This window comes from Cupriavidus sp. KK10, assembly GCF_018223725.1.
GTDB lineage: Bacteria > Pseudomonadota > Gammaproteobacteria > Burkholderiales > Burkholderiaceae > Cupriavidus > Cupriavidus necator.
This window is the reverse complement of the sequence record NZ_CP073677.1, coordinates 152,688-176,600: the sequence shown is the minus strand read 5'-3', so window position 1 is coordinate 176,600 and position 23,913 is coordinate 152,688. Positions and strand designations below refer to the sequence as shown.

At 68.7% G+C, this 23,913-nt stretch carries 24 protein-coding genes; 6 read left to right on the top strand and 18 right to left on the bottom strand.

Annotated features, from left to right (window positions below; translation table 11 throughout):
* The first annotated feature begins 53 nt into the window (after positions 1–53).
* From KB879_RS00865 to KB879_RS00840, 6 genes are all read left to right on the top strand, one after another.
* Entirely contained in the window at positions 54–590 is a 537-nt protein-coding gene (locus KB879_RS00865) for a Fur family transcriptional regulator (RefSeq protein ID WP_013955280.1), read from the top strand.
* Positions 591–620: 30 nt separating this feature from the next.
* Positions 621–1,706, top strand: a complete 1,086-nt coding sequence (locus KB879_RS00860; protein WP_013955279.1) for a GTP-binding protein — start codon at positions 621–623, stop codon at positions 1,704–1,706.
* Positions 1,707–2,318: 612 nt separating this feature from the next.
* Positions 2,319–2,738: an RNA polymerase-binding protein DksA gene (gene dksA, locus KB879_RS00855; RefSeq protein WP_010813282.1), complete on the top strand. Its 420-nt coding sequence runs from the start codon at positions 2,319–2,321 to the stop codon at positions 2,736–2,738.
* 232 nt (positions 2,739–2,970) lie between these two features.
* Positions 2,971–4,263 carry a GTP-binding protein gene (locus tag KB879_RS00850; protein WP_211980554.1) on the top strand — a complete coding sequence of 431 codons (1,293 nt, stop codon included), beginning with the start codon at positions 2,971–2,973 and terminating at the stop codon, positions 4,261–4,263.
* Positions 4,190–4,654 carry a hypothetical protein gene (locus KB879_RS00845; RefSeq protein ID WP_371827384.1) on the top strand — a complete coding sequence of 155 codons (465 nt, stop codon included), beginning with the start codon at positions 4,190–4,192 and terminating at the stop codon, positions 4,652–4,654. Before KB879_RS00850 ends, KB879_RS00845 begins: the two co-directional genes overlap by 74 nt.
* Positions 4,655–4,812: 158 nt before the next feature.
* A complete protein-coding gene (locus KB879_RS00840) occupies positions 4,813–6,999 on the top strand; it encodes a TonB-dependent receptor (RefSeq protein ID WP_211980553.1) in 2,187 nt (728 codons plus the stop codon).
* A gap of 22 nt (positions 7,000–7,021) precedes the next feature.
* Here KB879_RS00840 and KB879_RS00835 read toward each other — a convergent pair whose 3' ends face one another.
* The 18 genes from KB879_RS00835 to KB879_RS00750 form a co-directional block, all read right to left on the bottom strand.
* Positions 7,022–7,978, bottom strand: a complete 957-nt coding sequence (locus KB879_RS00835) for an MBL fold metallo-hydrolase (protein ID WP_211980552.1) — start codon at positions 7,976–7,978, stop codon at positions 7,022–7,024.
* The gene (locus KB879_RS00830) at positions 7,948–8,220 is read right to left on the bottom strand and encodes a DUF1289 domain-containing protein (RefSeq protein WP_085959674.1); all 273 of its coding nucleotides are present in this window, start codon (positions 8,218–8,220) and stop codon (positions 7,948–7,950) included. The genes KB879_RS00835 and KB879_RS00830 overlap by 31 nt, the downstream gene beginning before the upstream one ends.
* A 21-nt stretch (positions 8,221–8,241) precedes the next feature.
* The gene (locus KB879_RS00825) at positions 8,242–8,670 is read right to left on the bottom strand and encodes a thioesterase family protein (RefSeq protein ID WP_010813276.1); all 429 of its coding nucleotides are present in this window, start codon (positions 8,668–8,670) and stop codon (positions 8,242–8,244) included.
* Positions 8,667–9,167 (bottom strand): YbaK/EbsC family protein, encoded by a 501-nt coding sequence (locus tag KB879_RS00820; protein WP_035820492.1) that lies wholly within the window; start codon positions 9,165–9,167, stop codon positions 8,667–8,669. The genes KB879_RS00825 and KB879_RS00820 overlap by 4 nt, the downstream gene beginning before the upstream one ends.
* A gap of 41 nt (positions 9,168–9,208) precedes the next feature.
* Positions 9,209–10,144 carry a hydroxymethylglutaryl-CoA lyase gene (locus KB879_RS00815; RefSeq protein ID WP_153954899.1) on the bottom strand — a complete coding sequence of 312 codons (936 nt, stop codon included), beginning with the start codon at positions 10,142–10,144 and terminating at the stop codon, positions 9,209–9,211.
* A gap of 38 nt (positions 10,145–10,182) precedes the next feature.
* Positions 10,183–11,124, bottom strand: coding sequence for a glyoxylate/hydroxypyruvate reductase A (locus KB879_RS00810; RefSeq protein WP_211980551.1), 942 nt, complete (start codon positions 11,122–11,124; stop codon positions 10,183–10,185).
* Positions 11,125–11,233: 109 nt separating this feature from the next.
* Positions 11,234–13,261 carry an acetyl/propionyl/methylcrotonyl-CoA carboxylase subunit alpha gene (locus KB879_RS00805; RefSeq protein WP_211980550.1) on the bottom strand — a complete coding sequence of 676 codons (2,028 nt, stop codon included), beginning with the start codon at positions 13,259–13,261 and terminating at the stop codon, positions 11,234–11,236.
* Between the two features lie 64 nt (positions 13,262–13,325).
* Positions 13,326–14,357 (bottom strand): biotin synthase BioB, encoded by a 1,032-nt coding sequence (gene bioB / locus KB879_RS00800; protein ID WP_013955268.1) that lies wholly within the window; start codon positions 14,355–14,357, stop codon positions 13,326–13,328.
* A gap of 19 nt (positions 14,358–14,376) precedes the next feature.
* Positions 14,377–15,114 (bottom strand): dethiobiotin synthase, encoded by a 738-nt coding sequence (gene bioD / locus KB879_RS00795; RefSeq protein WP_013955267.1) that lies wholly within the window; start codon positions 15,112–15,114, stop codon positions 14,377–14,379.
* Positions 15,111–16,325, bottom strand: coding sequence for an 8-amino-7-oxononanoate synthase (bioF, locus tag KB879_RS00790; RefSeq protein WP_211980549.1), 1,215 nt, complete (start codon positions 16,323–16,325; stop codon positions 15,111–15,113). Before bioF ends, bioD begins: the two co-directional genes overlap by 4 nt.
* The gene (bioA, locus tag KB879_RS00785; RefSeq protein ID WP_194946908.1) at positions 16,315–17,727 is read right to left on the bottom strand and encodes an adenosylmethionine--8-amino-7-oxononanoate transaminase; all 1,413 of its coding nucleotides are present in this window, start codon (positions 17,725–17,727) and stop codon (positions 16,315–16,317) included. The genes bioF and bioA overlap by 11 nt, the downstream gene beginning before the upstream one ends.
* A gap of 266 nt (positions 17,728–17,993) precedes the next feature.
* Positions 17,994–18,782: an enoyl-CoA hydratase/isomerase family protein gene (locus tag KB879_RS00780; protein WP_153956051.1), complete on the bottom strand. Its 789-nt coding sequence runs from the start codon at positions 18,780–18,782 to the stop codon at positions 17,994–17,996.
* Between the two features lie 37 nt (positions 18,783–18,819).
* Complete coding sequence (locus KB879_RS00775; RefSeq protein ID WP_013955263.1) at positions 18,820–19,713, bottom strand: dienelactone hydrolase family protein; 894 nt, start codon at positions 19,711–19,713, stop codon at positions 18,820–18,822.
* 42 nt (positions 19,714–19,755) lie between these two features.
* Complete coding sequence (locus KB879_RS00770) at positions 19,756–21,363, bottom strand: carboxyl transferase domain-containing protein (protein WP_211980548.1); 1,608 nt, start codon at positions 21,361–21,363, stop codon at positions 19,756–19,758.
* Positions 21,364–21,416: 53 nt separating this feature from the next.
* Positions 21,417–22,094, bottom strand: coding sequence for a glutathione S-transferase family protein (locus tag KB879_RS00765; RefSeq protein WP_013955261.1), 678 nt, complete (start codon positions 22,092–22,094; stop codon positions 21,417–21,419).
* On the bottom strand, positions 22,091–22,528 hold the full coding sequence (locus tag KB879_RS00760) for a YchJ family protein (RefSeq protein WP_013955260.1): 438 nt from the start codon (positions 22,526–22,528) through the stop codon (positions 22,091–22,093). Before KB879_RS00760 ends, KB879_RS00765 begins: the two co-directional genes overlap by 4 nt.
* Complete coding sequence (locus tag KB879_RS00755) at positions 22,525–23,211, bottom strand: HAD family phosphatase (RefSeq protein WP_013955259.1); 687 nt, start codon at positions 23,209–23,211, stop codon at positions 22,525–22,527. The genes KB879_RS00760 and KB879_RS00755 overlap by 4 nt, the downstream gene beginning before the upstream one ends.
* The gene (locus tag KB879_RS00750) at positions 23,208–23,864 is read right to left on the bottom strand and encodes a 2-hydroxychromene-2-carboxylate isomerase (RefSeq protein ID WP_018314407.1); all 657 of its coding nucleotides are present in this window, start codon (positions 23,862–23,864) and stop codon (positions 23,208–23,210) included. Before KB879_RS00750 ends, KB879_RS00755 begins: the two co-directional genes overlap by 4 nt.
* Between the last annotated feature and the right edge of the window lie 49 nt (positions 23,865–23,913).

Sequence of the window (23,913 nt, the reverse complement as noted above, 5' to 3'; positions counted from 1 at the left end):
CCTGCTGACGCAACTGAATTGCATCAACCGGGGGCCTATGGTTAAATCTGCCCATGACCCGTCCCAGTCCGGACCGGCCGGCCGCTGTGCCGGAACCGGCGATCCCCACCCCTGCGTCCCTGGAAGCCGCCCACGAGCGCCTGCGCCAGCTGGGCGCGCGCGTGACCCAGCCGCGGCTGTGCATCCTGGCCTGCCTGATCGGCAGCGATGAGGCGCTGACGCACCAGGCCGTGATCGACCGCCTGCCCGAACCGGGCGAGACCATCGACCGCGTCACCGTCTACCGCGTGCTGGACTGGCTGGTGGAACAGGGCGTGGCGCAGAAGCGTGCCGGCAACGACCGGGTGTTCCGCTTCAGCCTGGTCGAGCACGAGGCCGCGCGCGCGCAGGAGCACCGCCAGCACAGCCATTTCCACTGCACCCGCTGCGACCGCACCTTCTGCCTGGACGATGCCAGCGCACCGGTGCAGCCGGCCGCGCCGCGCGTGCCCAGCGGCTTTGCCATCGAACATGTCGAACTGACCGTGAACGGCGTCTGCGCCGAGTGCGGCAAGCGTGCGCCCGCCTCGCCCGGCGGCGCTTCGCACTGAACGGCAATCTCTCATACCCGGAGAACAACAATGTCCAAACTGACCCCGGTCACGATCCTGACCGGCTTTCTCGGCAGCGGCAAGACCACCCTGCTCAAGCGCATCCTGAACGAGCAGCACGGCATGAAGATTGCCGTCATCGAGAACGAGTTCGGCGAAGAGAACATCGACAACGAGATCCTGGTGCAGGACGGCCGCGAGCAGATCGTGCAGATGAGCAACGGCTGCATCTGCTGCACCATCCGCGGCGACCTGGTGCAGGCGCTGTCGACGCTGCTGACGCGCCGCGACGCCGGCGAGATCGGCTTCGACCGCGTGGTGATCGAGACCACCGGCGTGGCCAACCCGGGCCCGGTGGCGCAGACCTTCTTCATGGACGAGGAAATTGCCTCGCGCTACCTGCTCGACGCGGTGATCACGCTGGTCGACGCCAAGCACGCCCACCTGCAGCTGGACAAGCAGGAAGAGGCGCAGCGCCAGGTTGGCTTTGCCGACGCCATCTTCATCACCAAGTCCGACCTGGTGACCGAAGCCGACGTGGCCGAGCTGCGCCACCGCCTGCTGCACATGAACCCGCGCGCGCCGATCCGCCTGGTCAACTTCGGCGAGGCGCCGATCGACACCATCTTCGACCTGCGCGGCTTCAACCTGAACGCCAAGCTGGAGATCGACCCGGAATTCCTGCGCGCCGACGACCATGACCACGATCATGACCATGAGCACGGCGAGCATTGCGGCGACGACTGCGGCCATGATCACGGGCACGACCATGCGCACGGCCATGGCCACGCGCACGACCACCATCACCACCACCACCATACCGACCGCATTGCGTCGTTCGTCTTCCGCAGCGACAAGCCGTTCCACTACGGCAAGCTGGAGGAATTCCTGTCCGGCATCCTGGCCGTGTACGGGGAAAAACTGCTGCGCTACAAGGGCGTACTATATATGGACGGTGTGGACCGCAAAGTGGTGTTCCAGGGGGTCCACCAGCTGATGGGCAGCGACATCGGCGCCAAGTGGGAGGAAGAGACCCCGGGCACGCGCATGGTGTTCATCGGCGTGGACCTGCCCCGCGACGCCATCCTCAAGGGCCTGGAGAACTGCCTGGCCTGAGTGCACCAGTCGCCCCATCGGCGACGCCCCCTCCGGACACCACTGCGCGGCCGCCCCCCGTTCGGGGTACCGGGGAAATACCGAAGCGCCAGCCGGTTTTCCCGGTATCTCGGAGAAATTTGTTCAAGTACAATAGGCCGGATTTGATACCGGTGGCGCACCTTTTTCCCGCTGCCGGCATTTGGTCCATCGGATCTGGTGGACTTGCAGGGCGGCGGTTGTCGTCAGCATGAGGCAGGCCGCCGGCAGGTGCGGTCGCAGTGCTTCGTGCGGAGACCGCCTTTTTTCCGCCTGGGGTGCCCCGACGCGCGCCGTCACTGACTGACGCGAGAGAGAGGTGTCCCCATGACAGCCGCAACGAAGACGAAAGAAAGCCGCAGCAAGACAGGTAGTGCGGCGGCAGAGACGCTCAAGGCGCAGCCTGTGAAGGCCGCGCCCGCTCCCCGCGGCAGTACGGCGAACGCCGAAGCGGGCGCAACGAAGGGAGGCCCGCGAAGCAGCAAGACTGCAGCCAGCCAGAGTGAAACAGCCGTGGCGCGCAAGCGCGCGGACAGCGCACCCGAGCGGACCCAGACGCCGCCGGCCGCATCAACAAGAGAATCAGCAGCAACCATGAGCAGCAACAAACTTCTGACTGAAGCTGAAATCCTGAAGATGAGCGACAAGGATTACATGAACGAAGCGCAGCTCGCCTTCTTCAAGCACCGTCTTGAGCAGCTGCGCGACGAAATCCTGAAGAACGCTGACCAGACCACGGAACACCTGCGCGAAACGGTCATCGTGCCGGATCCGGCCGACCGTGCCACCATCGAGGAAGAGCATGCGCTGGAACTGCGCACGCGCGACCGCGAGCGCAAGCTGCTGAAGAAGGTGGAGCAGTCGCTGCAGCGCATCGAGTCCGGCGACTACGGCTGGTGCGAGGAAACCGGCGAGCCGATCGGCGTGCCGCGCCTCCTGGCCCGTCCCACGGCCACGCTGTCGCTCGAAGCGCAGCAACGCCGCGAACTGCGCCAGAAGCTGTTCGGCGACTGAAGCGCCGCGCACCGGCACGGCCGGTGCGGCAGGCGTAACGTGACGGCCCGGTTACCCGGGCCGTTTGCTTTGGCGGGGCCGCGTCTGCCTTGTCGTGCCGTCGCCACGGCCTACCATTGAGAATCGTCCGGCTGTTGCCGCCCCGGCCTTTCTGGTAAATTCGCAACCTTGTTGCAACAACGCAGCCAGCATCTGGGCTGCGTAGCCCGTCGTCACTTCCACCACTCCTGCCATGGCTGATCGCCTGCCCGTCACCGTGCTGTCCGGCTTCCCCGGCGCCGGCAAGACCACGCTGCTGAACCACCTGCTCGCGCACAGCGCGGGCCGGCGCATGGCCGTGCTGGTCTGCGGGCCGCAGGACGGGCAGGCGCTGGCGCCGCTGCCGCCCGGCTGCGAGGCCGCGGTGCTGCCCGCGGGCGACGCCCTGCTCGGCGAAGTCGCCCGGCTTGCCGCCGAGGGCCGCTTTGACGCACTGCTGATGGAAGCCGACGGCCTGGACGAGCCGCTCGCGATTGCCGAAGGCTTCCTGTTCGAGGCCGAGCATGGCGCCGGGCCCGACGCGGCGGTGCAACCCGACACGCTGGTGACGGTGATCGATGCCACCACCTTCCTGCGCGACCTCAACGAGGCCGAGTTCCTGGCCGACCGCGGGCTGGCGCAGGCCACGGACGATGACCGGACCGTGGCCGAAGTGCTGGTGGCGCAGGTCGAATGCTGCGACGTGATCGTGCTGAACAAGGCCGACCTCGCCAGCGCGGCTGAACTGGCGCGGCTGCACGCAGTGCTGCAGGCGCTGAACCCGCGTGCCGACATCGTCGAAGCCAGCTTCGGCAAGGTGCCGCCGGAGCGCGTGCAAGGCACCGGCCGCTTCGACTTTGAAGCCGCAGCGGACGCCCCGGGCTGGCTTGCCGCGCTGCGCGGCGAGGCGCCGGCTGCCAACGCCAGCGGCGTCTCCACGCTGGTCTACCGCCGCCGCCGCCCGTTCCACCCGCAACGCTTCGCTGACCTGATCCATACCGAATGGCTGCGCGAGCACGGCAGCGTGCTGCGCTCCAGGGGCCTGTTCTGGCTGGCCAGCCGCATGGATACCGCGGGCGACTGGAACCAGTCCGGCGGCGTCTGCCGCCATGGCGGCGCCGGCGCCTGGTGGGCCGCGCTGGATCCGGCCGAATGGCCGGCCGACAGCGCCGAACGCGCAGAAGTCGAAGCCGACATGCAGGTCGACGGTGCTCCGGCAGCCTTCGGCGACCGCCGCCAGGAACTGGTGCTGACCGGCCTGGACCTGGACCATGCGGCGCTGCAGGCCCGGCTCGACGCCTGCCTGCTGACCGATGCCGAGATGGCCGCGGGCGCACAAGCCTGGGCGGCCTACGAGGATCCGTTCCCCGGCTGGGTCGACGACTTCGACGACGACCACGAGCATGACCATGGCCACGACCATGGCGATAGCCATGGCAACGACTGCGGCTGCGGCGATCCCGACCACCACCACGGCAACCACGCCGGCCATCCGCATGCGCACTGACTGGTTCGCCCGCCTGCGCACGCACGGCCCGGGCCTCTGGTCCGCGCTGTGGCTGGCGCTATGCCTGCTGCTGGCGCAGTACGCCGGGCTGACCCACCGCATCGTGCACGGCGGGCTGCTCGCGCCGTCGGCCACCGTGACAACGGCCGACGCCGCCTCGGCCAACGACCCCGAGCCGCACCCGCTGGAGCAGAAATTCAGCGGCCACTCGTGCGTGCTGTTCGATGGCGCCACGGTTGCCGACACCCTGTGCGGCAAGCTGCCGCTGCCGCAGCTTGCCTTTGGCAAACCGGTCAAGCCGGCCAACCTGGCCTGGCGCTGGCCCGACCTGCCCGCCACCCACCCCTTCCAACCGCGCGCGCCGCCGGCGCCGGCCATCGCCCTCGCCTGATCCGGGACGCGGCCCTCGCCGCGCACCCGCCTGACCAATTCCGAGCTGAACGCCTGCCCATTGCGGCTGCGCGGCCACGCCCATCGCGGGTGGCCGGCGCCGTGCCGGGCAGTTGCCGTGCCAGCCGGGCCGATTGCCATTGCCTCACTCCGCGCGCCATGTCGAAGAATCGTTACACCGCACCAACCAGCGCACCGCGCCTGACCCCGCTGGCGGCCCTTGCCGCTTCCCTCACCGCCACCATGGCCACCGCTTTCGTCGCGCCCGCCGCGCTGGCACAGGCCGCCACGGCACCTGCCGCCGACAGCGCACCCGCCACAACCACTGCCACCGCGCCGGCCGGCGCCACGCTGCGCGAAGTCGTCGTCACCGCCAACCCGCTCGGCAGCGACCTCAATGACATGGTCGCGCCGGTATCGACGCTCGGCGGCGACGCCCTGGCCGTGCGCCAGGGCAGCACGCTGGGCGATACGCTCGACAAGCTGCCCGGGGTCTCGTCCAGCTACTTCGGCCCCAATGCCAGCCGGCCGGTGATCCGCGGCCTGGACGGCGACCGCATCAAGGTGCTGCAGAACGGCGGCACCACGGTCGACGCGTCTACGCTGTCCTACGACCACGCAGTGCCGGTGGACCCGCTCGTGGCCGAGCGCATCGAGGTCGTGCGCGGCCCGGCGGCGCTGATGTACGGCGGCAACGCCATCGGCGGCGTGGTCAACGTGATCGACAACCGGATTCCGAAGGAGCCGATCGAAGGCATCGGCGGCGCGGTCGATGCCAGCGCCACCGCGGGCGGCGACCAGGCGCGCAACGCCAGCGCGCTGATCGAGGCCGGCAACGGCAAGTTCGCCGTCCACGCCGACGCCTTCGCGCGCAAGACCAGCGACCTGCACATCCCCGGCTACGCCCGCAGCGACCGCCTGCGCACCACCGATCCGCTGCCCGCAGGCGAGACCGAAGCCTATGGCCGCCTGCCCAACACCAGCGCACAGCAGGAAGGCGGCGCGATGGGCGGCTCCTACACCTGGGCCGACGGCTTCGTCGGCGCCAACTACAGCGCCTACCGCAATGAGTACGGCACGCCCGCCGAGGACGACGTGCGGCTGAAGATGCGGCAGGACCGCTTTGCGCTCGAAGGCGAGGCGCGCAACCTGGCCGGCAACACCGCCGGCTGGCTCGAATCGGTCAAGGGCAAGTTCAGCTATACCGACTATGAGCACAAGGAAATCGAGGGCGGCGAGACCGGCACCATCTTCAAGAACCGGGGCTGGGATGCGCGCCTGGAGGCCAGGCACGCGAAGATCGGCAACATGACGGGCGTGATCGGCACGCAGTTCGGCCATACCGACTTCTCGGCGCTGGGCGAAGAGGCATTCGTGCCGAGCACCAATACGGATAACGCGGCGCTGTTCGTGTTCGAGGAACTGCCGCTGACCGCTTCCGGCGACCTCAAGCTGAACCTGGGCGGGCGCCTGGACCACAGCAGCATCAAGGCCAGCGCCAACGGCAACGACCGCTTTACCGATGCCAACCGCAGCTTCAACGCCACCAGCGCCTCGGCCGGGCTGCTCTACAAGGTCAACCCGCTGTGGTCGCTGACCAGCAACCTGTCGTACACCGAGCGCGCGCCGACCTTCTACGAGCTGTATGCCAACGGCCCCCACGTGGCCACCGGCGCCTGGGAGCTGGGCGACCCCAATGCCAACAAGGAACGGGCCACGTCGATCGACCTGGGCGTGCGCTTCAAGTCCGGGGCGCACAGCGCCGGCGTGTCAGGCTACTACAGCCGCTTTGCCAACTACCTGGCGCTGAACGCCACCGGCCGCACGCGTGACGAGGCGGGCGACGTGATCGCCGCCGGCAGCCCGGGTGCGCTGCCGGAGTTCCAGTACCTGGGTGTGCCGGCCACACTGTACGGCTTCGAGGCCGAAGGCAAGACGCGGCTGCTGCAGAAGATGCTGACCACCAGCGACACGCTGGACTTCGAGGCGCGCGCCGACTATGTGCGCGGCGAGAACCGCGATACCGGCGAACCGCTGCCGCGCCTGGCACCGCTGCGCCTGGGTGGCGCGCTGGTGTATGGCGCGGGCCCGTGGGGCGCGCGCGTGGATGTGACCTACGCCGCAAAGCAGACCCGCGTGCCAACCAACGACACGCCGACCGATGCCTATACGCTGCTGAGCCTGGCGCTGACCTATAAGTTCAAGGTGTCGGGCACGCAGACGCTGGTGTACCTGCGCGGCGACAACCTGACCAACCAGGATGCGCGCAACTCGGCGTCGATCCTGCGTGATATCGCGCCGCTGGCCGGGCGCAGTGTCAAGGTGGGGTTCAGGACGTCGTTCTGAGGACGCGGGCAGGCGTGGTGAATCAATCCCAGTTCACCACCCACTCCCCCTCCACCGCCAGCGCCTTCACCCCCGCCAGCGCGCGCACCGTCTGCGCGCAGATCTCGGCTATCGCCAGCCCCGGCATGAAGCGCTGGCGGATGCGCACCATCAGCGGCGCGGCTTCCATCCATGCCACCAGCGCGTCCTGGGTCATGCGCTGCTGCTCCAGCAGCTTGAACTTCACCAGCACCTTGACCGCATGGCTGGCATTGCGCGCCGGATCGGCGCCCAGGTAGGCCAGGCGCCCCTGGGCGCGTTCGACCGCCGCCGCCACATCGGTGAACATCCGGCCATGGCCCGGGATCACCAGCCGCGCGTCGAGCTGGGCGATGCGTTCCAGCACCGCCGCCTGCTCGGCAAAGCCGCTCTCGCCATCCAGCTCGGGGAAGATCACGCCGAAGCCGTTCTCCCACAGCGCATCGCCGGAAACCAGGATGCGCTCGGCCGGCGCGAACAGCATCACCGCGTGCGGGTCATGGCCGGGGGCGGCCACGACTTGCCAGTCGATGCCGCCCAGGCGCAACCTGTCGCCGTCGCTCAGCACGCTGTCGAAGGTGAAGCGGTCGCACTGCTGGCCGGTGGCGTTGTAGCTGAGCGCTTCCGTATCCCACGCGGCAACGGCTGCGGCCTCGGCCGCGGGGATCGCGGTGCGCGGCTGCCAGCGCGCCTGCAGCGCGGCATTGCCGCCGCAGTGGTCGGAGTGGAGATGGGTATTGATCACGCGTGCAAGCCGCCGGCCCTGCAAGGCAGCCGCCACCAGCGCCACCGTCTGCGGCGCGTGGGTGACGTAGCCGGTATCGACCAGCACCGTATCGTCGCCCTCCACGAACAGGATATTGTTGGCCGACAGCCAGCCGCGCTCGAACACGCGCATGGTGGCCGGCAACTGCGGGACCGGGCTTTCGTTCAAGGGGATGTCTCCTCGCCTGCCAGCCATGCGGCGCGCTGCGGCAGCTGCGCCCAGATGCGGCGCTTGTCTTCGTCGCCGGCGGACGACCAGCCGGCAATCTCTTCGATGGTGCGCAGGCAGCCCTCGCAGTAGCCGCTGGCAGGGTCCATGCGGCAGACGTTGCGGCATGGCGACGGCACCGGCGAGGCTTGCCGCGCGGCGTCGGCCTGCGCGGCCAGTTCCGCGGCCAGCAAGGCAGGCGTGATGGGTGTGGGGGGCGTAGAGGCCATGGCGTTGCGCTCGCTCGGCACTCAGCCCGCCGCGCGCGCGGCCTTGGCCGCCACTTTCTCGTTGAAGCGGCCGGCGTCGATCAGGTGGCGCTCATGCACGCCCTCGGAGATCTTGTCCTCGCCGTCCCAGGCGCTCAGCTGGAAGCGCAGGCGGCGCCCGTCCACCGCCACCAGTTCGCCCTTGACCGTCACCGTCATGCCCGGCGGCGTCGGCGCCAGGTGCGAGAAGCTGACCAGCGTGCCGAGCGACTGCTCGCGCGGCCAGTCCAGGTGCTCGCGCAGCATCTGCAGGCAGGCACATTCCATGATGCCGACCATATAGCCGGTGGCCAGCACGTCGGGCATCTCGGGGCAGCCCGGGATATCGTCGTACAGGCGCGGCACGGTGGCCTTGGGCGGCACCGTGTATTGCCAGCTGAAGGTCAGGCCGGGGCGCAGGTCGGGACTCATGCCACCGAGCCTGCCGCGACGTCGGCCACTTCAGCGCCCGTCATCTGCTGCAACTGCTGCGGCGTCAGGTTGAAGACCGCATGGGGATGCCCCGCCGCGGCCCACAAGCTGTCGTAGCGGAACAGGTCCTGGTCCAGCAGCATCACCGGCGCCACCGCATGGCCGATCGGGCAGACGCCGCCGATGGCATAGCCGGTCTTCTCGCGCACGAAGCGCGCGTCGGCCTTTCCGAGCGCGCCCACGCGCGCGGCCACCTTGGCCTCGTCGACGCGGTTGCTGCCGCTGGCGATCACCAGCACCGGCGCATCGTCGGCCACGCGCCGGAAGATGATGGACTTGGCGATCTCCGCCACGCTGCAGCCCAGGCCCGCCGCGGCCTCGGCCGAGGTCTTGCCGGTGGCCGGCAGCATCACCACGGGCCGGTCATGGCCAAGCCCGGCCAGCAGGTCCGCGACGCGCTGCGCGGACTCGGGCAGCGCTTCGTCATTCACCGTCATGCGTTCTTCTCCTTGTTCTGTCGCCCGCGCCTGATCCGCACTTACGCGCAGGCGGGCGCAGCATCGCTGGCGGCGGCCCACCTGGTCAGCAAGGCACGGCCCACGCGCGAGCTGTTGGCGCGGCCGATTGCCTGCGAGATATAGTCGCCGGTGCGCACCACCGCTTCCAGGTCGATGCCGGTGTGGATGCCCATGCCGTGCAGCATGTACAGCACGTCCTCGGTCGCCACGTTGCCGGTCGCGCCCTTGGCGTACGGGCAGCCGCCCAGCCCCGCCACCGACGCATGGAAGATCGAGATGCCCACTTCCAGGCTGGCCAGGATATTGGACAGCGCCTGCCCGTAGGTATCGTGGAAGTGGCCCGACAGGCGGTCCAGCGCAAACTCCGCGGCCGCGGCGCGCATCACCTCCTGCACGCGCACGGGGGTGCCCACGCCGATGGTGTCGGCGATATCGATCTCGTCGCAGCCCAGCTCGCGCATGCGCCGCACCACGTCGACCACCGCGTGCACCGGCACCTCGCCCTGGTACGGGCAGCCCAGCGCGCACGAGATGCTGCCGCGCAGGCGCACGCCCTTCTCCTTCGCTGCGGCGGCCACCGGCGCAAAGCGCGCGATCGACTCGGCAATCGAGCAATTGATGTTCTTCTGCGAGAACGCCTCGCTGGCGGCGCCGAAGATCACCACCTCGTCGGCACCGGCCTCGATCGCGCCTTCAAACCCCTTCATATTCGGCGTCAGCGCCGAATACAGCGTGCCGGGCCGGCGCTGGATGCGCGCCATCACGTCGGCACCGTCGGCCATCTGCGGCACCCACTTGGGCGACACGAACGACGCCGCCTCGATATTGACGAAGCCGGCATCGGTCAGCTGGTTGATCAGCGCGACCTTGACCTCGGTCGGCACCATCGCCTTCTCGTTCTGCAGGCCGTCGCGCGGGCCGACTTCAACGATCTTCACGTAGTTCGGCATGGTCATGGCTGTCTCCTGTCTCTAGTTCGTCTTGGTCGGGGCGCTCAGTAGCCCCGCTGCACGTCGACCACGCCCGCGATCGGCTGGCCCGCGCGCAGCGCGCGGATCTTGCCGGCGATCTGCGCGATGCTGTCCTCGCGCAGCGTGAGCGCAGAGATATGCGGCGTGAGGGTGATGCGCGGCTCCTGCCAGAACGGGTGTTCCGCCGGCAACGGCTCGGTGCGGAACACGTCGAGCGTGGCACCGGCAACCTGCCCCGACTGCACCGCGGCAAGCAGGTCTTCCTCGGCCAGGTGCTGCCCGCGCGCGACGTTGATCACATATGCGCCCTGCGCCAGGCGCGCGAACAGCCCGGCGTTGAGGATGTTCTCGGTCTGGGGCGTCAGCGGCAGCACATTGACCAGCACGCGCAGGCCATCGAGGAACGGCGCCTGCCCGGCATCGCCATAGGAGCCGCTCACGCCTTCGATGGCGCGCGCGGTGCGGCTCCAGCCACGCACCGGGAAGCCGAAGCCCGCCAGCGTGCGCGCGATATGCGTGCCGAGCGTGCCCACCCCCATCACGCCGATGGTGAAATCCTCGCGGCGATGCGGCTTCAGGAACTTCCAGTTGCCGGCGCGCTGCTGAGCCTCGTAGGCGTCCATCTTGCGGAAATAGCGCAGCACGGCGTGGGTGACGTACTCGGCCATCTGCGCGGCCATGCCGGCATCGTCGAGCCGAACGATCGGCACGCCGGCGGGCAAGGCGTCAGGGGCTTCATCGCGCAGGCGCAGGATGCCGTCGACGCCGGCGCCCAGGTTGAACACCGCCTTCAGGTCGGTACGGCCACGCAGCATCTCCACCGGCGGGCGCCAGACCACGGCGTAGTCGGCCGGTTCGCCACGGCTGTCCTCCCACGTCACACATTGCGCTTCGGGCAGTGCCTCGGCAAAGCCTGCGATCCAGGGGTCGTAGCGGCCGTCGGGGACGTACAACTGCAACTTCATTTTGTCTCCAGGGGATTCTGGTGGGGGTAAAGGCGTATTTTGGCAGAGGAACCCGGCGTGGGGTTGGTTGGGGCAACGGTGACCGCGCCCCTGCCACCCCTAGCGCGCATCAAGTCCCCGACTTCCCCTCGAACGCCAGAAGCTGCGCCCCCTCCACAACCTGCTCCCCCACCCCGTAAAGCACCTCACTCACCACCCCATCCACCGGTGCGCTGATGGTGTGCTCCATCTTCATGGCCTCCATCACCAGCAACGGCGTGCCGCGCGTGACGGTGCTGCCAGCCTCGACCATCACGGCAATGACCTTCCCGGGCATCGGCGCAGTGAGCTTGCCGCCCTCGCTTTCGGTCTCGCCGGCATGGGCCAGCGGATCGAGCCAGGCCAGGCTCACATGCCGCCCGGCATAGAAGACGTGGAAGGTCTCGCCATCGGCATGCACCTGCCCGTGCGCGCGCCGGGTGCCGAGGTTGATGCGGATATCGTCGGCCTGGCAAGTGCAGGCAAAGGGCGCCGCCTGGTCCGCATAGATCAGCGTGCTGCCGCGCTCATTGGTGCTCAGCGTCACCTCCAGCACCTGCTCGCCATAGCCGAAGCGCAGCGCGCGCGACACGCCGCCGTTCAGCCGCCACGTGCCGCCATGGGTCCACGGCGAATGCTGGTCGGCGGCGTCGATGCGGCGCTCGCGGGCCTCGCGGTCGAACAGCGCCGCCACCGCCAGCGCGATGACTTCCAGGCCGACCGGCGCCGGCGGCGGGAACAACACCTTCTCGTTGCGCTCGATCAGGCCGGTGTCGAGATCGGCGGTGCGGAACGCCTGGGACGACACCAGCCGCTGCAGGAAAGCCACGTTGGTCGACAGCCCAACCACGTGGTAGGCCGCCAGCGCCTGGCGCATGCGCGCCAGCGCCTCGTCGCGGTCCTTGCCCCAGACGATCAGCTTGGCGATCATCGGGTCGTAGAACGGGCTGATGGTGTCGCCTTCGCGCACGCCGGCATCGATGCGGATACCCGCCGGGCCGTGTGCATCCTCTCCGCGCATGAACTGCACCGCCGGCGGCGTGCGCAGGAAACGCAGCGTGCCGGTGGACGGCAGGAACTGCTTGTCGGGATTCTCCGCGTAGATACGCGCTTCCAGCGCATGGCCGTCGATACGCAGCTGGTCCTGCGTGAGCGGCAGCGCTTCACCGGCGGCGACGCGCAGCTGCCACTCGACCAGGTCCTGCCCGGTGATCATTTCGGTGACGGGGTGCTCCACCTGCAGGCGCGTGTTCATCTCCATGAAGTAGAACGAGCCGTCCTGGTTGGCGATGAACTCGACCGTGCCGGCGCCGACATAGCCGACCGCCTTGGCCGCGGCCACCGCCGCTTCGCCCATGGCACGGCGGCGCTCCTCGGTCATGCCCGGCGCGGGGGCTTCTTCCAGCACCTTCTGGTGGCGGCGCTGCACCGAGCAGTCGCGCTCGAACAGGTAGACGCAGTTGCCGTGGGTATCGGCAAACACCTGGATCTCGATATGGCGGGGGCGCGTCAGGTACTTCTCCACCAGCACCTTGTCATCGCCAAAGCTGGCGCTGGCCTCGCGCTTGACCGAGGCCAGCGCGGCCTCGAAGCCATCGCCCGACTCGACCACGCGCATGCCCTTGCCGCCGCCGCCAGCGCTGGCCTTGAGCAGCACCGGGTAGCCGATGCGGTCGGCCTCGCGGCGCAGCAGCGCCGGACCCTGGTCCTCCCCGTGGTAGCCGGGCACCAACGGCACCGCGGCCTTCTCCATCAATTGCTTGGCCGCGCTCTTGCTGCCCATCGCGTGGATGGCAGACGCCGGCGGGCCGATGAAGACCAGCCCCGCCGCGGCGCAGGCCTCGGCAAAGGCCTCGTTCTCGGACAGGAAGCCGTAGCCCGGGTGGATGGCCTGGGCGCCGGTCTCCTTCGCCATCTCGATGATGTGGTCGGCGCGCAGGTAGCTGTCGCGCGCGGCCGCGCCGCCGATATGCACGGCCTCGTCGCAGAAGGCGACGTGGCGTGCGTCGGCGTCGGCGTCCGAGTACACAGCAACGGTGCGGATGCCGAGCCGGCGGCAGGTGGCGGCCACGCGGCAGGCGATTTCACCGCGGTTGGCGATCAGGATCTTGTTGAACATGGCTCCTCCTAGTTTTTCGACAGGACGGCGAGCCAGCTGACTACCGGTGGGCTTCCTTACCTCATCATCCCGCGTAGCCCTCTGCGCGGATGTCGAGGCGAGCCAGCAGGGCGCGATCGCGGTCGGCCTGCGGGTTGCCGGTGGTCAGCAGCTTTTCGCCGTAAAAAATGGAATTGGCGCCGGCCATGAAGCACAGCGCCTGCAACGCTTCGTCCATGGCCTCGCGGCCGGCGGACAGGCGCACCATGGCGCGCGGCATGGTGATGCGCGCCACGGCAATGGTGCGGACGAACTCGAACGGGTCCAGCGCCTCGGTGCCCGCCAGCGGCGTGCCCTCGACCTGGACCAGGTTGTTGATGGGCACCGACTCCGGATACGGGTCCATATTGGCCAGCTGCGCGATCAGTCCGGCGCGCGCTTCGCGCGCCTCGCCCATGCCCACGATGCCGCCGCAGCAGACATTGATGCCGGCGTCGCGCACATGGCCGATGGTGTCGAGCCGGTCCTGGTAGGTGCGCGTGGTGATGATCTTGCCGTAGAACTCCGGCGAGGTATCCAGGTTGTGGTTGTAGTAGTCCAGCCCCGCGTCCTTGAGCTGCTGCGCCTGCTCGGCCTTGAGCATGCCCAGCGTGACGCAGGTCTCCAGGCCCATCGCCTTCACTTCGCGCACCATGTCCATCACCGGCTCCAGGTGGCGGTCCTTCGGGCTGCGCCAGGCGGCGCCCATGCAGAAGCGGGTGGCACCATTGGCCTTGGCCGCGCGCGCGGCGTCCAGCACCTCGTCCAGCGCCATCAGCTTTTCGGCCTTCACGCCGGCATCGTGGTGCGCGCTCTGCGGGCAGTAGCCGCAATCCTCTTCGCAACCGCCGGTCTTGATCGACAGCAGCGTGGACAGCTGCACGGTATTGGCGTCGAAGTGCTCGCGGTGCACTTGCTGGGCGCGGAACAACAGGTCGTTGAACGGCAGCGCGAACAGCGCGGCAACGTCATCGACGCGCCACGCGGCGTCATCGGGCAGTGCGTGCGAGCGCGCGCTCTGGCGCAGGGAATCGACGGAAACGGTAGTAACGGTGGTAGCGGTGTGAGCTTGAGTCATGATCGATGCGAATTCTGGTTCAGGCAGCAAGGCCGGCGGCCTCGGCTTGGTATTGGGTGGCGGCGGCGAAGAGCGGCGCAAGGTCGAGCCGGCCAGCGGCAGCGGCGGGCGCCAGTTGCCAGGGCAATTCACCCAGGCAAGGCGCGTCCAGCGACGCGTGCAGCGTGGCGATGTTCTCGTCGGCCAGCAGCATGTCCGGGTCGACCCGGTTGGCGATCCAGCCCGCCAGCGGCAGGCCGCGCGCGCGGATAGCTTCGGCGGTCAGCACGGCGTGGTTCAGGCAGCCGAGCCGGATGCCGACCACCATCACCACTGGTACCGCCAGCATCACCGCCAGGTCGGCGGTGTTCCAGCGCACGGCGCCGGCGTCGAGCGGCACATTGAAACCGCCCACGCCCTCCACCACTACCGCATCCGCCTGGCGGCGCAGCGCGTCGAAGGCGGTGCGGACCGGCGCGCGCGTGATGCGCACGCCCTCGTGCGCGGCGGCCAGGTGCGGCGAGCACGGCGTGCGCAGCAGGAACGGGCAGGTCTGGCCCAGCGGCACCGCCACCGAGCTGGCGGCGCGCAGCTGCGCCACGTCGTCGTTGTGCCAATGGCCGTCGCGCCACTCACTGCCGCTGGCCACGGGCTTCATGCCCGCGGTGCGGTAGCCGGCGGCATGGAGCGCATGTAGCAGCGTGGCGCTGGCGTGAGTCTTGCCGATGCCGGTATCGGTGCCGGTGACAAAGCAGGCGAAAGGCGCGCGCGTGCTCATGCGGCCTCCCACTGCGCCACGGCGGCGCTCAGGACATCCAGCAGGCGCCGCACATCGTCTTCGGTGTGCGATGCCGACAGCGTGATGCGCAGCCGCGCGGTGCCCTCAGGCACGGTCGGCGGCCGGATCGCGCCAACGCGGATGCCATCCGCCTCCAGCGTGGCCGACAGCGCCAGCGCGGCGCCGTTGTCGCCGACGATCAGCGGCTGGATCGCGGTCTCGCTGTCGCCCAGCGTCCAGCCCGCGATGGCAGCCAACTGGGCCAGCCCCTCGCGCAGCATGCCGATGCAGCGCGTCAGTTGCTCCCGGCGTTGCCTGCCCTCTTCTCCTTCGAGGATCGCCAGGCTGGCCAGCAGCGCATGCGCGACAGCCGGCGGCGCGGCCGTGGTGTAGATATAGGGCCGCGCGGTGTTGACCAGGTGTTCGATGATGGCCTCGTGTGCGGCGACAAAGGCACCCGCCACGCCGGCGGCCTTGCCGAGCGTGCCGACATAGATCAGCCGCTCGGACGACAGTCCCAGCGCTTCCAGCACGCCGTGGCCCTGCTCGCCCAGCACGCCGAAGCCGTGGGCATCGTCGACGATGATCCAGGCGTCATGGCGCTCGGCCAGTTCCAGCAGCTTGCGCAGCGGCGCGACATTGCCGTCCATGCTGAACACGCTGTCGGTCACGATCAGCTTGCGCTCGCTGGTGCTGGCCGCCAGCAGCGCTTCCAGCACGGCGGCGTCGCAATGCGGGTAGCGCTGCACGTCGGCGCGCGCGAGCCGCGCCCCATCGATCAGCGAGGCATGGTTGAGCGACTCACAGAACAGCGTGGCGCCCGCCGTGCCCAGCGCGGTCAGCACCGCCATGTTGGCCATGTAGCCGGTGCAGAAATACAGCGTGCGCGCATGCGGGATATGCGGGGCGAGCCAGCGCGCCAGTTCCGCTTCCAGCTGGGTGTGCGCCAGCGAATGCCCGCTGACGAGGTGCGAGGCGCCGCTGCCGGCGCCATAGCGCTGCGCGCCTTCCACCAGCGCGGCGATCACGTCCGGGTGGTTGGCCAGCCCCATGTAGTCGTTGCTGCAGAAGGTCAGCAGCGATTCCGGCTCGGACCCGTCCTCGCCCACGGCCTGGTGCGGCGCGCAGGCAGTGTGGGCAACGCGGCGGCGGCGCGTCAGGGCCAGCGCGTGGCGCTGTTCGGCGGCCTGCCTCAGTTGTTCAAGCAGCATGGCGCACCTCCCCGCTCGTGCTCATATCGGTGGTCACGTCGTCGAGCGTGGCCAGCAGTTGCTCGCCCAGCCAGCGTGCCTGTGCGGCATCGAAGACGTAGGGCGGCATCACGTACAGCGTATTGCCGATCGGGCGCACCAGCAGCTCGCGCTCGCGCGCGGCGTGATGGAAGCGCGCGGCAAAGTCGGCGCCGGCGACGTCATCGCGCACATCGGCGGCCCAGATCAGCCCGCGCTGGCGCACGTGCCGCAGGCGCGCGTCGGCGGCCAGCGCGGCCATGCCGTCGGCGAGCCAGTGCGCGCGCTCGCGGTTGCGCGCGAGCACGTCGTCCTGCGCGAACAGGTCCAGCGTGGCCAGCGCGGCGCGGCAGGCCAGCGGGTTGCCGGTGTAGGAGTGCGAATGCAGGAAGCTGCGGGCCAGCTCGTCGGCGACGAAGGCGCGCTGGATCTCGGGGCGCGACAGCACCAGCGACAGCGGCAGATAGCCGCCGCTGATACCCTTGGACAGGCACAGGAAGTCGGGCCACAGGTGCGCGGGCAGCGGCGCCTCGCCGGCGCGCGACTGTTCCCACGCGAAGAAGGTGCCGGTGCGCCCGCAGCCCACCGCGATCTCGTCGGCGATCAGGTGGATCCGGTAGCGGTCGCACAGTGCGCGCGCGCCATCCAGATACGACGGGTCGTACATCGCCATGCCGGCGGCGCCCTGCACCAGCGGCTCGACGATCAGCGCGGCGATCTGGCCGGCGCGCTCGCGCAGCAGGGTTTCCAGCTCCGCCAGGGCGCGGGCAGCCACGTCCGCAGCGCTCTCGCCGGGTGCGGCCTGGCGTGCGTCGGGCGACATCACCACGTGTGCGCGGCGGATCAGCGGATCATAGGCATCGCGGAAGACTTCCATGTCCGTCACCGCGAGCGCGCCCACGGTCTCGCCGTGGTAGCCGTGGCGCAGGCAGACGAACTCGCGCTTGGCCGGCAGGCCGGTATTGCGCCAGTAGTGGAAGCTCATCTTCAGCGCGATCTCGACCGCCGAGGCGCCGTCCGAAGCGTAGAAGACATTGCCGAGCGCGCCGCCGGTCAGCGCTGACAGGCGCTCGGCCAGTTCCACCGCCGGGGCGTGGGTGCAGCCGGCGAGCATCACGTGCTCCAGCGTTTCCAGCTGGCTGGCCAGCGCGGCGTTGATGCGCGGGTTGGCGTGGCCGAACAGGTTGACCCACCACGAACTGGTGGCGTCGAAATAACGGCGGCCGTCGGCATCATGCAGCCACGGGCCAACGCCGCGCACGATCGCCAGCGGCACGGCGTCGTCGTCGGGACGCAGCCGCGTGCACGGATGCCAGACGGCGTTGCGGCTGCGCTGGCCGAGTGCCTGCGCGTCGCTGCCTGGGGAAAGGGACAGGTGATCCAAGGTAGCCCTCCTTTGTTGACCGTCCGCGCGCGCGCCGCTGCCGGCAAGGCCGGGCAGTGCAACGGTGGCGGACAGGTTGGGGAGGGTCATGTTAGGAATGTCTTCTCGCGCTTGGCAATGAAGGTGATATTTTCGCGTTGGCAGTACTTTGACCGGATTTACCGAACGTTATCGGGGTGAAGCGCTGTTCTTGTCGCTAGCGTGCCGCGATCTCCACGCAACCTGCCGGTAGTCTTTTTTTCACTGCGGCAGGCCGCACGTGTGACTCAAGCGGGGCGCCACGACGGCGAGCGCTTTTCCAGGAACGACTTCACCCCTTCACGCCCCTCTTCCGACGCCCGGATCTTCGCAATCCGGTCCGCGGTATCGGCCAGCAAATCGTTGTCGATCGCACGCCCGGCGATGTCCTGCACCAGCCGCTTGCTTTCGCGCACGGCGTTCGGGCTGTTGGCCACCAGCGCGGTCGCCAGTTCGGTGACCTTGGCATCCAGGGCCTCGGCCGGCACCACCGTGTGCACAAAGCCCAGCCGCAGCGCCTCGGCGGCATCGAAACGCTCGGCGGTGATGAAGTAGCGGCGTGCGGCCTGCTCGCCCAGCGCGCGGATCACATACGGGCTGATGGTGGCGGGCAGCAGGCCCAGGCGCGCCTCGGACAGGCAGAAGTGCGCGTGCTCGGCTGCCACCGCGATATCGCACGCGGCCACCAGGCCCATGCCGCCGGCGTAGGTGTCGCCCTGGATGCGCGCGATCACCGGGCGCGGGCACGACCAGATGGTGTGCAGCATCTGCGCCAGGGTCAGCGCATCGGCACGGTTCTGGTCGTCGGAATAGCCCGCCATCTTCTTCATCCAGTTCAAGTCGGCGCCGGCGCAGAAGGCCGGGCCATTGCCGGCCAGCACGATTGCGCGCACCTCGTCCATGTCGCCCAGCGCGCGGAAGGCGCCGGTCAGCTCGGCGATCACGGTCTCGTTGAAGGCGTTGCGCACATCGGGCCGGTTCAGCGTGACGGTGGCGACGTGGCTGGCGATATTGACGGTCAGTGCGGTGAATTCCATGGTTCGCTCCGTTGGCGGAAAAGTTGTCTGGTGCGGTTCAGGTGCCGGCGTCGAACGGCAGGCCCAGCGAGCGGAAGAAGTTGCCGACTTCAGGCAACCACACCGGGATGCCTTCACGCGCGCTGAAGACGCGATGCGAGTCGTTGCCGAACTCGCCCACGTCCAACAGCCGTGATTGAGCCGCGGGGCCGGTGGCGCGCGCCTTGAAGGCGTTGAACATGCGGCCGGGCAAGGGCACCGGCCAGTAGCTGTCGTTGTCGCCGTACACCCACAGCGACGGGTAGCGCGCCAGGCCGCCGTAGCTGGCAAAGGCATCGACCAGGCGCTCTTCCCAGTCCGGGCAGTTCAGGTTGCGCAGTCCGCCCGCAAAATTGATCACACCCAGCACCCCGGGATAGCCGATGGTGCTAAACGCCATCGTGGTCAGGCCCCCGTGCGACTGGCCGATCACGACAATGCGCTCCATGTCCACATAGGGCTGCGTGGCCATGAAGTCGAGCGTGGCGACGACATCGTCGGCCTGCATCATGCCGTTGGCCTCGATATCGCAACTGCCGCCCACATAGGCGCCGCCCGAGCGCGCAAAACCCTGCCGCATCGGCAGCACCACGGCGTAGCCGCGGCGCAGGAATTCCACGCTCTGCGCCGGAAAGCGCGCGCGCCCCTGCATGGCGGGCCGGCCCGGCGCCTTGCCGTGGTTGATCACCACCAGCGGAAACGGCCCGTCGCCAGCCGGCTTGAATACCGTGGCTTCCAGGTCGATGCGCGACGGGATCGCCGCTTTGGGCAGCATCACCACCTGCTCCTGGAAGCGCATGCGCGCAGCTTTGCCGTTTCCGTTCGCAGTCTGCGCATGCCCGCACAGCGGCGCCAGCATGGCGAACGCCGTAACCAGGGCTAGGCTGCAAAGCAGGCGGGCGACGCTGCGCATGGGGTGGAAGGCGGTAATGGGACAGTAGTGGCTTGGCCGCAATTACATGCGGAACACGCCGAACTTCATCTCGTCGATCGGTGCATTCAGGCTGGCGGAAAGACCCAGGCCCAGCACGGTGCGGGTCTGCGCCGGGTCGATCACGCCGTCGTCCCACAGCCGCGCGCTGGCGTAGTACGGATGGCCCTGGTGCTCGTACTGGTCGCGGATCGGCTGCTTGAACGCCTCTTCCTCCTGCGCGCTCCACTTGCCACCCTTGCCCTCGATGCCGTCGCGGCGCACCGTGGCTAGCACGCTGGCGGCTTGTTCGCCGCCCATCACCGAGATGCGCGCGTTCGGCCACATCCACAGGAAGCGCGGCGAATAGGCGCGCCCGCACATGCCGTAGTTGCCGGCGCCGAACGAGCCGCCGATGATCACCGTGAACTTGGGCACTTGCGCGGTGGCGACCGCGGTCACCATCTTGGCGCCGTTGCGGGCAATGCCTTCGTTCTCGTACTTGCGCCCGACCATGAAGCCGGTGATGTTCTGCAGGAAGACCAGCGGGATCTTGCGCTGGCAGCACAGCTCGATGAAGTGCGCGCCCTTGAGCGCGGACTCGGAGAACAGGATGCCGTTGTTGGCGATGATGCCGACCGGGTAGCCCCAGATGCGCGCGAAGCCGCACACCAGCGTGGTGCCGTAGCGCGCCTTGAACTCGTCGAACTCGGAGCCGTCGACCAGGCGCGCGATCACCTCGCGCACGTCATAGGGCTTGCGCGTATCGGTCGGGATCACGCCATAGAGCTCTTGCACCGGATACAGCGGCTCGACTGGCTCGTGCAGGCGGATCTGGTCCGGCTTGCGGCGGTTCAGGTGCTGCACGATATTGCGCGCCAGGCTCAGCGCGTGATGGTCGTTCTGCGCAAAGTAGTCAGCCACGCCCGACAGGCGCGTATGCACGTCGGCGCCGCCCAGGTTTTCGGCGCTGACTTCCTCGCCCGTGGCGGCCTTCACCAGCGGCGGGCCGCCCAGGAAGATGGTGCCCTGGTTCTTGACGATGATGGACTCGTCGCTCATCGCGGGCACGTAGGCGCCGCCGGCGGTGCACGAGCCCATCACCACCGCGATCTGCGGGATGCCCTGCTTGGACAGGTTGGCCTGGTTGTAGAAGATGCGGCCGAAGTGGTCGCGGTCGGGGAACACGTCGTCCTGGTTGGGCAGGTTGGCGCCGCCGGAATCCACCAGGTAGATGCACGGCAGGTTGTTCTCCTCGGCGATCTCCTGCGCGCGCACATGCTTCTTGACCGTCATCGGGTAGTAGGTACCGCCCTTGACGGTGGCGTCATTGCAGACGATCACGCATTCCTGCCCGGCCACGCGGCCGATGCCGGTGATGATGCCCGCGCCCGGCGCGGCATTGTCGTACATGTCGTATGCGGCCAGCTGCGACAGCTCCAGGAACGGCGTGCCCGGATCCAGCAGCTGCTGCACGCGCTCGCGCGGCAGCAGCTTGCCGCGCGACAGGTGCTTGTTGCGCGCGTCTTCGCCGCCGCCTTCGGCCAGCTTCGCGATCCTGGCCTTGAGGTCGGCCACCAGGGCCTGCATCGACTCGGCGTTGGCCTTGAAGGATTCGGAGCGGGCGTTGAGTTTGGTTTCCAGGGTGGGCATCTGTGTCTCTTCCTGCTTGATATTGGTTTTCGCCGTCCTGCCAGCGGCCGGGCTCAGCCTGCGTGCTTGGGCAGCGGGTGCCCCGGCATCAGGTCGTAGGGATGCTTCCAGCCCGGCAGCGCACGGATGCGCTCGGCCCAGGCGTGGATATGCGGGTACTCCTTGCGCCAGTGCACGCCGATCTCGTCGTCGAAGAAGACGTAGCCCGCCAGCGAGAAGTCCGCGATGCTGGCGCGCTCGCCCAGCAGGAATGCTCGCCCGGCCAGGTGCGCGTTGAGCACGTTCCACGCGCCTTCGCAGCGCGCGCGGAAGAACTCCAGCACGGCCGGGTCCGGCGACCTGGCGAAGTTGCGCATGAAGCGGTAGGTGGCGGTGTAGGAGGTGAACTTGTGGTTGTCGAACAGCAGCCAGCGCAGCACCTCGGCGCGCTCGGCCTCATCGCGCGGGCCGTAGGCATCGAGGCGCGTGGCCAGCGTTTCCAGGATGGCGCCGGACTGCGACAGGCGCTGGCCGCCGAACTCCAGCACCGGCACCTCGCCCATCACGTTGATGGCGCGGTACTCGGGCGTACGGGTCTCGCCATTGAAGAAATCGACGAAGCGCGGCTGCCACAGCTGCTGGCCGCGCTGCACGCCGACGGTTTCCAGCAGCAGCGCCACCTTGTAGGCATTGCCGGACTGGGCAAAGCAATACAGCAGGTACTCAGGCTCGTTCCGCTTCTCGATGCTCATGGTGCCTCCCCGATCATGTCCCCATCCACATAAAGCCAGCGGGGCGCCTCGCCGGGCGCGCGCGCTTCGCAGACAAAGCGGCTGCGCTCATGCAGCCGCTTGGCACGCCCGCCTACCTTGTAGCGCGCCACGAATTCCACTTCGGCATGCGTGTCGTCCTGCTGCGCATGCGCCTTCACCGTGAGCCCGAGCCAGCGTGTGGCGGTATCCGGCAACAGGTCGGCCGGGCAGGTCGATGCATGCCAGGTCTGCCGCAGCCATTCCATGTCGTTCAGCACATAGGCGCTGTAGCGCGAGCGCATCAGCGCCTCGGCATTGGGCGGCAGTGCCTCGCCACGATGGAAGCGGCCGCAGCAGGCGGCATAGTCCGCGCTGCCGCACGGGCACGGCACCGGTCCGGCCTTGGGCAAGCGGCCTGCCGCTTTCGCCGTCATCCCACCAGCTCCGGCAGGTCGCGCATATCGGTGAAGATGGTGCCCGCGCCGGCCTCGCGCAGCAGCGCGGCATCGTTGCGCTCGGCGTAGCCGAACACCGTCATGCCGGCGGCCACGCCCGCGGTCACGCCGGTCGGGCTGTCTTCCACCACGGCGCAGCGCGCCGGCTCCACGCCCATGGTGCGCGCGGCCAGCAGGTACACATCGGGTGCGGGCTTGCTGCGCGCCACTTCGGTGGCAGAGAAGATGTGCTCGCGCTCATCCTGCTGGAACAGCTCGACCAGCCCGGTCCTGGTCAGTTGCAGCTTGACCTTGATGCGGTCCGCACCCGACGCCACGCACACCGGCATGCCGGTGGCGGCGATCTTGCCAATCGCCTCGCGCACATGCGCCACCGCGACGACTTCGGCTTCCAGCACCGCGTTGCGGCGGGCCAGCCAGGTCGACAGCCAGTTCTCGGGCAGCGGCGCGCCGCGCATGCGCGCGATCATGTCCAGCTCCTCGCGCACGGCGCGGCCGAGGAACAGGCGCGTGGAGTCTTCCAGCGAGATCTCGATGCCAAGCTCGTTCAGCATCTGGTTGAGCACGCGGTTGACGATGGGCTCGCTGTCGACGAGCACGCCGTCGCAGTCGAAGATCACGCAATCGAATCGGCCGGAATGGCCACGGGTTGCTGCAGTCATGCGGGTTTCTTTTCCTTGGTGTCCAGGCTCGGCACGGCCCTGAGTTCAGTCTGGCGACGGCTCTTCAGGTGGGCCTCGACCTGGTCGAAGCGGTCGAAGCCCCAGAACGGCTCGCCGTCGATGATGACGAAGGGCGAGCCGAACACGCCCTTGGCCATCGCCACGTCGATCTCGGCCTTGAGCTGGTCCTTGATCTGGTAGCTGGTGGCGCCGGCATCCAGCGCCTGCACGTCCACGCCCAGCGGCTCGGCCAGCTTCATGATCTCGGCCGGCTCGGCGATATTGATGTCGTCGACGAACAACGCGCGGTACACCGACTTGGCAAAGGCCGTGGCGATGTCGTCGCCGTGGTGGTTCTGCAGCCACAGCATGGCGCGCGCGGCGTGCGTGGTGGGCAGCGGGAAATGCGTGGGGCGCTTGTATTCGATGCCGTGGAACCGCGCGGTGCGCTCGAAGTCGCGCCACGAGTAATCGCCCTTGAGCGGCAGCTGCGGCAGCGGCGAGGCGCCGGTGGTCTTGAACACCACGCCCAGCAGGATGGGATGCCAGGCGACAATGCGCCCGTACTTCTGCGCCAGGTCGTCGATGCGGGTGCTGGCAAAGTAGCCGTAGGGCGAAGAGAAATCAAAGTAGAAGTCGATCGCTGCGGTCATGTCGGGGCCCTTCTTGTTGTGGTTGCCGGGTCTGGAATCAGGGAAGCGC